This window comes from Streptomyces sp. LZ34, from assembly GCF_053890475.1.
The window spans coordinates 7103588-7116116 of the sequence record NZ_CM132680.1 but is presented as its reverse complement, the minus strand read 5'-3'; the positions used below and the strand labels follow the sequence as shown (position 1 = coordinate 7116116).

15 protein-coding genes and 1 pseudogene are annotated in these 12529 nt (G+C 69.0%); 3 read left to right on the top strand and 13 right to left on the bottom strand.

Annotated features, from left to right (window positions below):
• Positions 1-50 precede the first annotated feature (50 nt).
• From ACWY4P_RS29400 to ACWY4P_RS29375, 6 genes are all read right to left on the bottom strand, one after another.
• Positions 51-743: an IclR family transcriptional regulator gene (locus tag ACWY4P_RS29400; RefSeq protein ID WP_456203363.1), complete on the bottom strand. Its 693-nt coding sequence runs from the start codon at positions 741-743 to the stop codon at positions 51-53.
• A gap of 369 nt (positions 744-1112) precedes the next feature.
• Entirely contained in the window at positions 1113-1994 is an 882-nt protein-coding gene (locus tag ACWY4P_RS29395) for a LuxR family transcriptional regulator (RefSeq protein ID WP_456203361.1), read from the bottom strand.
• Between the two features lies 1 nt (position 1995).
• The gene (locus ACWY4P_RS29390) at positions 1996-2733 is read right to left on the bottom strand and encodes a hypothetical protein (protein WP_456203359.1); all 738 of its coding nucleotides are present in this window, start codon (positions 2731-2733) and stop codon (positions 1996-1998) included.
• 995 nt (positions 2734-3728) lie between these two features.
• On the bottom strand, positions 3729-4073 hold the full coding sequence (locus tag ACWY4P_RS29385; RefSeq protein ID WP_456203358.1) for a hypothetical protein: 345 nt from the start codon (positions 4071-4073) through the stop codon (positions 3729-3731).
• 356 nt (positions 4074-4429) lie between these two features.
• Positions 4430-4603: a CsbD family protein gene (locus ACWY4P_RS29380; RefSeq protein WP_456203356.1), complete on the bottom strand. Its 174-nt coding sequence runs from the start codon at positions 4601-4603 to the stop codon at positions 4430-4432.
• Positions 4600-4776 carry a hypothetical protein gene (locus ACWY4P_RS29375; RefSeq protein WP_456203354.1) on the bottom strand — a complete coding sequence of 59 codons (177 nt, stop codon included), beginning with the start codon at positions 4774-4776 and terminating at the stop codon, positions 4600-4602. The genes ACWY4P_RS29380 and ACWY4P_RS29375 overlap by 4 nt, the downstream gene beginning before the upstream one ends.
• Before the next feature lie 711 nt (positions 4777-5487).
• Here ACWY4P_RS29375 and ACWY4P_RS29370 point away from each other — a divergent pair.
• The 3 genes from ACWY4P_RS29370 to ACWY4P_RS29360 all read left to right on the top strand — a co-directional run bounded on the left by ACWY4P_RS29370 (position 5488) and on the right by ACWY4P_RS29360 (position 6818).
• Positions 5488-5766 (top strand): hypothetical protein, encoded by a 279-nt coding sequence (locus tag ACWY4P_RS29370; protein ID WP_456203352.1) that lies wholly within the window; start codon positions 5488-5490, stop codon positions 5764-5766.
• Between the two features lie 84 nt (positions 5767-5850).
• Positions 5851-6243: an ANTAR domain-containing protein gene (locus tag ACWY4P_RS29365; protein ID WP_456203350.1), complete on the top strand. Its 393-nt coding sequence runs from the start codon at positions 5851-5853 to the stop codon at positions 6241-6243.
• 212 nt (positions 6244-6455) lie between these two features.
• Complete coding sequence (locus ACWY4P_RS29360) at positions 6456-6818, top strand: ANTAR domain-containing protein (protein WP_456203348.1); 363 nt, start codon at positions 6456-6458, stop codon at positions 6816-6818.
• A 116-nt stretch (positions 6819-6934) separates the two neighbouring features.
• On the opposite strand, the gene ACWY4P_RS29355 is transcribed toward ACWY4P_RS29360, so the two are convergent.
• The 7 genes and pseudogenes from ACWY4P_RS29355 to ACWY4P_RS29325 form a co-directional block, all read right to left on the bottom strand.
• On the bottom strand, positions 6935-7651 hold the full coding sequence (locus ACWY4P_RS29355) for an ANTAR domain-containing protein (protein WP_456213095.1): 717 nt from the start codon (positions 7649-7651) through the stop codon (positions 6935-6937).
• A gap of 79 nt (positions 7652-7730) precedes the next feature.
• The gene (locus ACWY4P_RS29350; protein WP_456203346.1) at positions 7731-8459 is read right to left on the bottom strand and encodes a GAF and ANTAR domain-containing protein; all 729 of its coding nucleotides are present in this window, start codon (positions 8457-8459) and stop codon (positions 7731-7733) included.
• A 22-nt stretch (positions 8460-8481) separates the two neighbouring features.
• On the bottom strand, positions 8482-9024 hold the full coding sequence (locus tag ACWY4P_RS29345) for a hypothetical protein (RefSeq protein WP_456213094.1): 543 nt from the start codon (positions 9022-9024) through the stop codon (positions 8482-8484).
• A 56-nt stretch (positions 9025-9080) separates the two neighbouring features.
• Positions 9081-9506: an STAS domain-containing protein gene (locus ACWY4P_RS29340; RefSeq protein ID WP_456203344.1), complete on the bottom strand. Its 426-nt coding sequence runs from the start codon at positions 9504-9506 to the stop codon at positions 9081-9083.
• A 982-nt stretch (positions 9507-10488) separates the two neighbouring features.
• Positions 10489-10815, bottom strand: a complete 327-nt coding sequence (locus ACWY4P_RS29335; RefSeq protein WP_456203343.1) for an STAS domain-containing protein — start codon at positions 10813-10815, stop codon at positions 10489-10491.
• 385 nt (positions 10816-11200) lie between these two features.
• Positions 11201-11797, bottom strand: coding sequence for a DUF5994 family protein (locus ACWY4P_RS29330; RefSeq protein WP_456203341.1), 597 nt, complete (start codon positions 11795-11797; stop codon positions 11201-11203).
• A gap of 147 nt (positions 11798-11944) precedes the next feature.
• A pseudogene (locus ACWY4P_RS29325) lies at positions 11945-12312 on the bottom strand (hypothetical protein).
• Positions 12313-12529 lie beyond the last annotated feature (217 nt).

The window sequence follows — 12529 nt, the reverse complement described above, 5'->3', positions numbered from 1 at the left end:
CATCCCGCAGCGGCGGCCGCCCCGCGACAGGCGGCGGCCCGCCCCCCGTGTCAGCGCTGGAACCCGCTGCCGAGCCGGACCGCCGCGTCGATCACCGCGCTGCCGTAGACCCGGCCCGGGGTGCCGGACATCCGTCCGATGGGCCCGGAGATCGACAGCGCGGCGACCACCCGGCCGCCGGGGCCGCGCACCGGGGCCGCCACAGCGGCTATACCGTGCTCCCGCCCGCCGACGCTCTGGGCCCAGCCCTGGCGCCGTACGCCGGAGAGCGTGGCGGCGGTGAACTGGGCGCCGCGCAGCCCCTCGCACAGGTCCTCGGGCCGCTCCCAGGCCAGCAGCACCTGGGAGACGGGGCCGGCGTTCATCGGCAGGGCGGCGCCGACCGGCACCCGGTCCTGCGCGACGGGGTTGCCGACCACCGCGGCCTCGGCGACGCAGATGCGCATATATCCGCGGCGCCGGTAGAGCCGGGCGCTGGCGCCGGTCACGTCGCGCAGCTCGCTCAGCACGGGCTCCGCCGTCGTCGCCAGGTGGTCCCGGCAGGCCTCCAGGGCCATCAGCCCGAGCCTCGGCCCCAGGATGAACCGGCCCTGCGCGTCCCGGGCGAGCAGCCGCAGCCGCTCCAGGGCGAGCACCAGCCGGTGCACGGTGGGGCGTTTGAGGCCGGTGGCGGAGACCAGCCTGGCCAGGGAGGCCGGGCCCGCTTCCAGCACCCCGAGCAGGAGCGAGGCCTTGTCGAGCACGCCGACCCCGCTCAGCAATTGCTCCGGAGAGGTCCGGTCCGGAGAGGTCCGATCTGGAGAGGTCCGGTTTGGAGACCTCCGTTCCGGAGTCATCCTTTCCGGGGCGGCCGGAGCAACCGGGGCGGCCGGGGCCGTGTTTCCCCGAGTCGTCTTCCGGTGACTCGTCAGCAGCTTTTCGGGAGTTGAAATCGTCATAAGAGTGCCTCCTTGTCGGGCCGGTCACTCCCATGCGCCAGGACCGTCCGCAACTACGGCTTTCGTCAGGTCAGTTCATCATGTCTAGCCGGACGCCCAGAGCACCCGCAACGCGCCTACAGGAAGCTGCCAGCACCTCAACCGGCCACGGTCACCGCCCCTCGCGCCACCGGCTCAGCGCCGGTGGCGCGGGGGGTCCCGCGGGCTGTCCCCGGGGGGTGTGACCGGCAGTAGCCCCAGCTCAGCGGCGCGCACCCCGGCCTGGAACCGGGAGCTCGCGCCCAACAGGACCATGATCTCGGCGACATAGCGGCGATAAGTGCGCACCGAGACCGACAGCTCGCGCGCCGCGACCTCGTCGGTGACGCCGAGCCTGAGCCACTCCAGGATCGGCCGCACCATCTCCATCCGGGCGTGGTCGCCGAAGCCGACCTGCTCGTTCACCACCACCGCATTGCGCCAGATGCCGTCGAAGAGGGTCTGCAGGGTCTCGATGACCCCCGGGTCGCGGATGGCGGAGGCCCGGCGGCCGACCGCGGAGTCGGCGCAGACCAGCGCGGCGCGGCCGTCGACGATGAACGCGGCGAGCAGCGGAATCCGGGCGACCCGGACCTCCAGGTGCCGCCGGTCCCTGGCGTGCTGCCGGACGAAATTCCAGTCGAGCGAGTTCTGGGCGCACAGAACACGTGTTCTCACGTCCTCACCGCCGGAGCGGAGCCATTCACTCAGTACGGAATGCAGCGCACCGACATGCGCGGCCTCCGCCGCGAGCACGACATCGACATTCCCGCCGGCCTCCCGGATCAGCTCTTCCGCGGCCGTTCGAATTTCTTCCTCGTCCGTTTCCACCGCCGCGACCCAGGAGTTCCCGTGCGGTCGCCCGGCGCCCTGGTCGGCCTCGGAATCACCGGCCCCGGAATCGCCGACGGCGGATTCGGCAGCCGCAGCCGATGCGGCGACCGTGGATTCTATGAACGCGCGAACCGCCAGGAGTTCCTGGGCGATGGCCCGCTCGGCCCGCTCGCTTTCGGCGCCGTCCTCCTCGTGCCCGGTCACGTCAGCCGACGTCCGACAACAGCCCCAGTTCGACGGCGCGCACCCCGGCCTGGAAGCGGGAGTGGGCCCCGACGTCACGCATGATCGCCGCGACATGGCGGCGGTACGTGCGCAGCGAGACCCTGATCTGGCGCGCCGCCACATCGTCCGTGTGACCCTCGCGCAGGCGCTCCAGGATCATCCGTACCGAGTCCGAGCGCAGCCGGTCGGCCAGGCGCTGGTGCTCATCCAGCGGCATCGCGCTGCCCCAGGCCCCGGCGAACATCAGATCCAGCGCGCGGACCGAGGCGGGGTCGGTGTTGAAGCTCACGTACCGGCCGCCGCATTCGCCGCCCGACCGGCCGAAGGCGGCCCTGCCGTCGGCGATCACGGTCCCCTGTAGATCGACGTCCGCGACCCGGACCTCATAGCCCAGCGGGCCGCGCCGCGCGGCGGCGAGGATGCCGAGCGGGGCCAGGACCTGCGGGGCGCAGAGCACGCGCACGGTGACCCCGGTGCTCGCGACGGCGGTGAACCGGCCCATCATCGGGAGGACCGGTTTGGCCCGCTCGAAGGTGCCGGGCACGATCAGACTGACGCTGTGCCGGGCTCGCGTCAGGAGCTGCCCGATGCCCTGTCTGACGCCGGGGCCGTCGGTGGCCAGCACCATCGCCGGGGACTGGATCGGGACGCCGAGTACGGACGTCGCCGGCTCTTCCTTCGTACTGGACAGTTCAGCCGTACTGGACAGTTCAGCCATGACTCCCCCATGCGGCACACGACCCGTCCGTCGCATACCCGTCGGTTACTGCCGACCGTCCAAGGTCACCAAGAACGGCCGCGATGGCGATCGGCGGCCGCCCCGTAATTGAATCCGCAATTACACAGCCGCCGATCAGAATCACGAACTTCCGCATCACGAACTTCCGCGCCACCGTGACCCACTGGTTCTTGACTTGCGAGTAGCCCTTCCTCCCCGCAGCCCAGAAGCCCTTGTCCAGTAGGTGGATTGTGGCCGGAAAGGCCGTACAAGCCCCTGCGGCGCGACATTAGTTCGCCTCCACAAGCCAGTCAACGGACTACAGTTGGTAAAGATCAAGTAAAATCGCCCACTTTTGCGCAGCTTCTGCTTAGCGCCATGGCGTGGCAGCGCGGGATTGTCAACAAGCTGCACTCCGACCCGGAAACTCCGCCCCATCTGACCCCACTCCGAACGCGCAGCGCACTCGGAGGGCAACGGTGGGCGATCACGCCGGGGCGCGGCTGGCAATTTGTTGACAGCCTCGGCGGGAACCCGGCGCACGGGGTGCGTGTGAAGGGCGAGACGAACGGCCCTCCATGGTCCGCCACGAAGGGCCGTGCGCTCGCGGAGCCGACTGTCGGGCTCGAACCGACGACCTTCACTTTACAAGTGGGATCGAATCCTTGATCGAGGATGTCAGTTCATGCCGGGTGGTGCTGTCCTCGCAGGTCGGCACCACCCGGCATGACGTTTGATCCCGCTCATGACGGGTGATGCTCCGTCGTCCGCTCACGCATCGCTCACGCATTCACCCCGCCGACCACCGGTTTCGGGAACCGGAGTGCTGGGCGGTCACGACCACGCCGATGCCGGCCAGGACGAGCCGCCCTCGGCGGCCGGGCCACCCTCATGGGCGCACCAGTGGCGCTGTCCGGCAGATCGCGCGTAATCCGGTTGGGACGTGGTCTGGGCGGAGTATTTCTACCGAAACACTCCGCCCTTGACCTTGCATATCAGCGCGACGGCGCCTTGCGGCTGCGCCGTGAAAGGCCGGCCGCCTTGGGGTCTGCTTCGGCGGACTTCACGGCAGCCTGCGGGGAACGGAGCCGGTCGGTCGCGTATAGAGTGCACTTATAGGGGTCTACGGTGATCGTGTAGACACCGTGATGGTAGACCCAGCCTTTCTTCTCACTCTTGCACTTATTTTCTTTGATCCAAGCCTTGCCGCGCTCAAACTGACCGCGGGTGTTTCGTCCCGTGGCCTGCTCCGTCAGCAGACCGGCTTCGCCAGCCTTCTCGACTCGGTTCCAGATGTCCTCTCCGCTGTCGTGCGCCGCTTGACGGCGCCGCGTCGCCATGATTAATCGCCTTCTTCACCCTCCAGCAAGCGCGCCAGGGCCTTATCCATGTCGGTCTTGCCGGTCCTGATCGCCGACCCGCACCAGTCAAGGAACGTAAGTCGCTGCAGGGCAACAAAGAACGACGCGAAGCCGCCTAGCAAGTGCAAGGCTTCGTACGCCCGCGTCCGAGGTAGAGGAGGGTGGCCAGGCCGATGACGATCCCGGCGGTGATCACGAAGGTGAACATCGCTGCCTTCTTTGGCTCTCGGTTCGCACGTTGGTCTGCTTCATCGCCGTCAATTCCCGGCGGCTCATTGAGCATTGAGGCCGGGCGGGTGGTGTCCACTCGACGTGGGCACCCGGGGCGTTTGTGGTCAGCGCCTGAAGGCGTTCTTGGCCTTGTCGCCGGCCTGCTTGAGGCTTCCGAATATCCGGTTGGTCCTGCCTTCGCGCTGCAGACGCCGATTGCGGGTGGTCCGGCCGATGCGTTCGGTGATCCGACCCTTGAATTCCTGTGTCTTGTGCTTGATCGTCTGTCCGACGCTCATGTCTGTCCTCTGCATATCGGCTGGATGGACTCCCGCGCGTGGTCGCCGTACAGGCGGTCGTTCCCGCGGGGGATGGGGCGTGGAGTGGCGGCCGCGACCCACCACAGAATTTGCATGGTGAAGCCGAACCAGAAGACCACCAGGATCAGCAGAAGGAGAAGAATCCAGAACATTGCCGGGCCTCTAGAACGCGGGGATTTCCTTGATTCCGCGGGGTCCGGGCGGAGCGGGAGGGTCGAATACTGCGGCCGATTAATCCGGAGTGGCATAGCCCTACGCCGTGCTGCCAGTCAACGCCCGGCAACGTCCCTCGTCAACACAGTTTCGACACTGCGGAGTTCTGGGAGCTGGGCAGGGGCCGCTGGAGTGAACGGAGCCTCGGCGGAGGCTTCGGCCGGCTCGGTCGGCGGCGTCGGCAGGATGTGGTCCTCCCACCAGGACAGGGCCATCACGGTGGCCAGCAGGACGAAGGGGGTAGAAGCGGGAAGGATCAGCGCGTACATGTGTACCGCCTGTTGCGGGATGCGTGCGACGTGGCGGGCAGCGGATCGGTGCCCGCTTGGGGCGCATCGGGGCGCGCCGGGATCGCGTGACGATGGGCGTGTGCGGGAACCGCCCCGCTGGTGACGCGGCGGGTTCCGGCACCGATGCGCAGGGTGCGCCCCCTTGGGAGCGCGCTGGCGGTGCGACGCTGCCGGGGGCAGGGGCGGCATGTCGCACGCTAGCCCTCGCCGCAGTTCCCCGACAGGTGTCAAGTAGCCATCCATGCCGGACAGGACGGTCTTACGTCGCACGGTATCCGCAACCGCTGGGCAGGACTACGCTGTGGGGTGAGCCCCAGTCCCCGGTATCGATGCTGTGTCCTGCTCCCGGGGAGGCCCACCGTGTTCGTCCTGCTGCTCATCCTCATCGTGGTCCTGTTCGGCTTCGGCTTCCTCAATCCCATCTGGTGGGTGGCCGCGGCGGTGTTGGTCTACGGCGCCACCCGCTACGGCCGCGATCGTGACGGAGGCCGGAGCCGTGGCAGCAGTTCCGATCTCGGGGACTACCGGGACTACCAGGAGCGCCGGAATCGTCAGGAACGCTGGGACCGCCGCTACAGCCGCCAGAACCGGGCGCGCTGGCGGCGCGAGGACCGTCGGGACCGCGAACACCGCAGGTGAACCGCGAAGTGGCCCGATAGCCACGGGGTCTGGGCACAGCTTCAGCCAGGCCGGACACGTCGAGATCGTTAAGAGGTACATGCCATGCAGCGCACAAGCGGGGTCCAAGAGGAGTGGTGGGATCTGCGGGCCGAGGCCACGTGGGGGAACGCACCTGCGGGCCAGGACGTCGTCGCACTGCGCGCCGAGAACGATCAGCTGCGGTGGGCGCTGGCCGGCCATGAGGTCATCGACCAGGCCCGCGGCATGGTGATGGTCCTGACCCCCTGCCGCCGCGGGGCGGCCAGGGACCTGCTGGTGGATGTCTCACGGCAGTGCGACGCCAGACTTCCAGAGGTGGCCGCGGCGTTGGTCGCCGCCTGGGAGGGCAAGCCGCTCCCGGGCCGGATACAGCGGGCGCTGCGTCGTGCGCTGCGGCGATTTCACGCGGAAAACCAGGGGTGCGACTCACGACAACCGGGCGGGTCGTCCAGGTAGGGAGAAGCCGTGATTCACGCAGCCAACGTCCGAGAACCCGGCACCGTCTGGTCTTCGTCCCTCTTGAGGACGCGATCACCGGGCCGGGCTATCTCAGGCTCGGCTATGTCAGAACGCTGGTGAAGCAGGCCGCCCCGGTGCGGCCGGAGAACGGCAACCGGCGCGCCGCTGACCACCTACGGACAGGATGACTGCCCTGTGAGGTACGCACCATGCACCGGGTGACCCCGCCCCGTGAAGAACAGCGGCTGTTGAGGACTGTGCCTTCAGCGGGGGACGCCGCTGCTTTGCTGGCCGAGGTCGGCGAACTGCGCGTCACAAACGAGCAGTTGGCGCGGGCGCTGGTGAGCCGTGCGGTGATCGACCAGGCGCGCGGCATGGTGATGGCCCTGGCGCCGTGTTCCAGCGACCGGGCCTGGGACCTGCTGGTGGACGTGTCGCAGCACTGCAACATCAAGCTCCGGGACGTGGCTGCGGCTCTGGTCGCCATGCCGAACGACCGGACGCTCCCGGAACCGATACAGCGGGAGCTGCGCCGAGCACTGCGGCGCCTCCATGTGGCGGACTGGAGATGACGGCGTACGTGCCCAGCGGACGGCACCGGGAGCTGTGAGCTCAACTCTCCACGGAACTCCACCGCCGTCTGATCGAGGACGGTGCAGAGCGGTAGCGGGCCCGGCAAGGGCGTGGGTCAGGACCCGAGACCGGCGAGGGGTTCCGAGTCGTTGATGAGGGCACGGGCCACGTCGGCCAGGCGCCGGTTGTGGGCGCGGGCGTAACCACGCAGCGTGGTGAACGCCTGCTCCATGTCGATGCCCTGGCGTTCGGCGAGTTTCCCTTTGGCCTGTTCGATCAGTACCCGGCTGTTCAACGCCGTCTGCAGTTGTTCGTTGAGCACCGTGCTGCGCTGAGCAGTGCGTTGTTGCAGCAGGCTGATGGTGGCGACGTCGGCCAGGGCCTGGGCGACGGGTGTGTCGGCCGGATCGAAAGGGCCGGGAGTGGTGCGGAAGAGGTTCAGCGCGCCGACGACCTCGTCCCGCAAACGCATGGGCAATGCCTGGACTGCCCCGAACCCGCTGCGCTGGGCCGCCACCGCGAAGCGCGGCCAGCGGGCGGTCACCGTACTGAGGTCGGGGACGATCACCGGTGTGCCGGTGCGGAAGCACTCGAGGCAGGGGCCTTCGTCGTTTTGGAGCTGGAAGAGCTCCAGCAAGCGCACCTGTTCGTTGGAGGCGGCCATGACGCGGAGTTTGCCGTCCCGGTCGGCGAGCAGCACCCCGGCGGCGCTCGCGTCGAGCATGCCGACACAGCGGTCGGTCAGCAGGCGCAGGAAATCGATAAAGTCGAAGTCGGCGACGAGGTTGTCGGCCAGCTCGACGAAGGTCTTGGCCAGAAGCTGTTGATCCATCGTGGGCACCCTCCATTGAGACTGATCCCTGCCCGAAGGGGCGGGAAGTACGGCACGTTCGTCGGCTGGCACCGATACGTCAGGTTTCCTCCTCGGCCTGATCCGGCTTCGTGTCCGGGGAGAAGCGAAGCCGACGGGCCACCACATCCGCGGCCACGTCGGCGAGCCGGCGTCCCCGCGCATAGGCGTAGGCGCGGAGCCGGACGAAGGCTTCTTCGATGCCGACTCCGAGTTGAACGGTCAGGATGCCGCTGGCCTGGTCGATCTCCGCCCGGTACGCGCCCAGGTCCTCGAAGCTGCGGTCCGGCATCGGCCCGCCGGCCGGCGCGCCCGTCTCGCCGAGCCTTGTATCGAGCAGGAGCAGCGTCGCGATATCGGCGAACGCCAGTGCGTCGGCCAGTTCCTCCGTGTCCAGTACGGTCGGAACATTGGCGTACAGGTCCAGAACTCCCGGGCTGATCGCCCCCATCTGCAAGGGGAGCGAGAACACCGCACGGGCTCCGGCTTCCAGGGCCGCATCGGCGAACACCGTCCAGTGATCCTGCAGTTCAGTGGTGAGCAGATCGGGTGTCAGGACGGCCGAGCCGCGTACAAAGGCGTCCACGCAAGGTCCCTCACCCAGCATGAGCTGGAGCTCTTCCAGTTGCTCACTGATGTCGTCGGTGCTGCACAACGGATGACTCGCCGCGGTCCGGGACATCGCCGACAGCCCGGCCCCGCCGATCGGCAGCGCGGCCACGGCCGCAGTGCACACATCCACCACACCGACCCGGGCACCTCGTCGGACCGCCTGTTCGGCCACCAGCATCTGAATGCGGGCCGACCGGCTGTCAGGCCCCACCCGGGCCACCGCCTCCAGGCATCGTGACGAGGCCCTCCAGCCTCGCCGTGGTGCGTTCCCCGAGCGGAAATACCAGCGCGCGGAACGTGGTGGTCCCCGCTGACCTGCGAAAGGTGGCGCCGAGTGATGCCTGGTGATCGGTCAGCAGCCGCTCCCGCAAACGACGGGCGAGACCTCGGTCCTGCGGGTGCGGCCCGATCAGGATGTCGGCGAACGCGAATACGCTGCCGGCTACTTTGAGTTGCTCGATGCTGCGCGGCAATGGTCCTTCGAAGCCGAGCCACCAGGCGCCGTCGCCGCGTACCGGGAATCCGAAGGCGCATCCCATCAGGCTGTCCGTCCCGGCGATCACCATGGCGAACCCCGGTCGGCGCATGTCCGTGGCGAGACGGTCCAAGAAGTTCTGGCGGCTGGGACGGCGGTATGGATCACCCGGCGCCGTTACGCGGGACTCCGCATACAGATCCGCCAGTTCCTCACGGAGGCTATCCACCAGCCAGCGGTTCAGCCGACGCAACCTCACCGGAGCCATGGTGGAGGTCTCGCCGTCCCCCGACTTCCGTGACTGTCCCCGCCCGGGTTCGGCCGTCATCGCACATCGCCCGAGCGAACAGGCGCAAGTGGGACAGACCGGTGCGGCGAGGCTGGAATGGACGCGGCCGGGGTGTCGCCGAGAGGAGGTGGCAGGTGGCCGACCGGAATGCCGAGGAGCAGGAACCCGCAGCCGGTGAGGTCGAGAATCCGAGCGAACATCGCCGACGGGTAGTGCAGTCGCAGGGTCCCGCCGACCTCGGTGGTCTGCCGCGCAGCGTGGAGGAATGCGTTGAGTCCGCTGCAGTCGCAGAAGGTGACGGGGGTAAGGTCGACGTCGATGGTGCGGATACCGTCTCGCAAGCACCTCTCCAGGGACACGCGCACCAACGGCGCGGATTCGAGGTCGATCTCACCGGCCAGGGTGATCAGCGCCCGTTTACTTCGGGCATGGCGGTAGACGGTGAGCTGTGGCAGGGGCATGACGCCTCGGTTCGGAAGACCATCCGGCAGCGGGCGCGGTGGTGCCGGAGTCCCGGCCCCTGGGCGCGCTCCCGGCAGGGGGCGTATTTTCGGAGGAGGCAGAGCAACGGCCGGTCCGACAGCCTGCGCAGCAGGACAGAGGATCCACCCGGTTCCCTCCAGGGATGCGCCGGGTGGCGGACGAAGAGTCCGCACCCCGCAGCCATCTGTGTTCAGCAACAGCATGCCGCCGGGGTCTGGGACGTCTATACAGCAGCATAGTCCTCGCGTCGTGTGATGGACGGTCCGAAGCGGAAGTAGGCGACCGCGGACACGGCAGCGCAGCCCCGCGGAGCGTGTTCCGACGAGCCGGCCGAAGCGGAACAGCACCCCCTTCTCGTACTGCTTGACGACCTTCACGGAGAGGGCGAGGCCGAGGAGGGTCAGGAGGCCGATCACGACGATGAGAACGATCAGGGCCTGCAGGGGAGGCTCCTCGGGACGAGGGGAACGGGGTGCGGGGAGTTCCCGGCACCCCTCAGGTCTGGCGTGCGGTTCGCCGGGGAATCCGGCCGGAGCGACCGTGCCACGGGCAGGACCAGCACCCGCAGCGTGACCGGGCCGGGCAGCCGCACGATCTCCCCGATGTCCAGCCACCCCCAGGACTGGAACGCGGCAAGGGCGCTCCGGTCGTACGGATGAACCAGAGTGACTCCGAGCGCGGCGTGGAGGTCGGTCAGCAGGCGTTCCTGCAGTCGGTCGGCGATGTCGCGGTTCTGGTCGTGCGGGCGGACGCTGGACGGCCCCCGCCAGGCGGCGCAGGAAACCTTCCCTGTCCCGGTACTCCTCGCCGCCCGCCCCGACGGCGGACTTCACGTACAGGTCCGCGAGGTTCTCACGCAGGCTCTCGGCCTGCCCGCGGTTCAGCCGGCGCAGGCGGATCGCGTTCAGGGAGCCGGCTCATCAACTCCGGTCCCTAGCTGCGCCGTTCCGGCCCGGTCCATCACAGGAACACGCGATCGGAGCCGGTCTCCGCGAGGAGCCGTGCGGTCTGCGGGGACGGGTAGTGCAGTCGCAGGGACGCGTGGGTCTCGGCGGCGTGCCGCGACGCGTCGAGGAAGACGCGCAGGCCGCTGCTGTCGCAGCGGCCGACGGTGGTCAGGTCGACGTCGATGGTGGTGATGCCGTCCCGCAGGCACCGCTCCAGAGCGGTCCGCACCTGGGGCGCGGTGGTCGGGTCGATCTCACCGGCCAGGGTGATCAGTGTTCGTGTGCCCCGGTCGTGCCGGTAGATGTTCAGCTGCGGAAGAGTCATGACGCCTCGGTTCATGGGTCCCGGCCGCTCCTCGCGCGGTCCATGGCCCGGGTGTGTGTTCCCGGGCGCACGCGTCGGTACGAGCCGAGTCGGCGGTCCGTGCGCGAGGCCGGTGACGGAAACCGGATGGTCACCTGTGGTGAGTGGTGCGGCTGCCGCGGCGGCGCGGCGGGAAGCGGCCACGGCCCCCGTCACGGTGGTCCCGTCGTTCGCCGGTGGTCGGCGACTCGGACCGGGCCGGTCCCACCGGGGGCCGCGGCGGCCGGGCAGGGCGACGCTGTACCGGTGCACGGCGACTCTGTCGGCATGCTGGATGTTGAGCCGGTGGATCACGTATGCCGCCGCTGCGATGAGAACCACGAAGGCGGCGACTGTCAGGAAGGCGTTCATGGCGGCCACCTCACATACCGACGATCAGACGACTGGTCTGACTGGACGGACCGGTCTGTTCCGGAACGGCCGCGGACACCGCGGAGGCGCCGCCTTCGTACTCCCATGTCTCGTCCGGGTCCAGTGGCTGGTCGGTCGCGGAGACGGCGTGCCGGGCCTCGTCCGCGGCGATGAGTGCGCTCGCGGTCAGTGGCGGGCCGTCGTAGTCGGACGCGGCAGCCATCAGCCGGGCCGCCGAATCCGCCCCGGTTTCGGGCGGGATGACCAGCAGGTCCCAGCGGCCGGTGCCGTAGGAGAGCAGCAGCAGCTTGTGCGGATCGATTTCCGGGGTGAACCAGCCGACCTTGACGATGTGGCCGTCCACGGGAACCTTGCGGGGGATGACCGGCCAGTACTTCGGGTTGACGGCGATGCGGGTGATGCGGCCCCACAAGGGGTCCAACACGTCGGTCAATGCGGGCAGTTCGCTCAACAGATCCCGGGAGCGGGGCCACCAGGCCCCGTCCAGGAGTCCGCGGGACGTGCCCTCGGCCTTCAATGCGAGACGCGCGGCCGGGGCTGCGGCGGACTCGTGGTGCGGCAGGGTTGGGTACAACGTTGCCGACATGAGGCGGACCCGTCTCCGGGCCGCCTTTGCGGCGGCCCGGTTTTCATCTCTCGCCGAGAACGACCCGGCATGGAAGCCGGTGTACGAAATGCCCTCGGTAGTGTCTACGCTACTCCCCGCTCCGCCGCAGCGCGGACCTGCGGCCGCCTAGAGGTGGAGCAGTCGTTGTGTGATCTCCCGGTACTGCCTCAGCGCGTGCCGAAGTTCGTCGGACTGTGTCTCAGGGACCTGGTCCTGCCAGCCGGCGCGGAGGAGACGCACGCCGCCGTTCCGCGAGGGCGTTCACGAGCTGGGCGGTGGCTTCGTGGTAGGCGCTCTCGGCCTCTTCCAGCGCCTTGCGCGGACTGTCGGTGCCGGAGGCGCAGGACGATCTCGTCCCCTTCGGCCGACGGGAGCAGCGCCTCCGGGCCCGGGGTACGGCGTTCTGCGGGCCCCCCGGATTGGCCCGCGGGTTCCCGCGGGGTCCGGGCGAGGCGGGAAGACGGAATGCTTCGCCGTGTGTTCCGGAGCGGCATGGCCCTACGCCGTGCTGCCAGTCAACGTCCGGCGACAGCCCTTTCAACGCGGTGGCCACGCGATCCGGCCCGCCTCGTTTCGGAGCGTGCGGGAGTACGGTGGGGGTGGCGAGGCTCTTCGTATGCCGGTATCCGAACCGGCCCAGTCCTCGCGACTCCCATCACAGGGGTAGCCCCTGACCCCGGCCGCGCCACCCGCACCGAGGCCGAGGAGCCC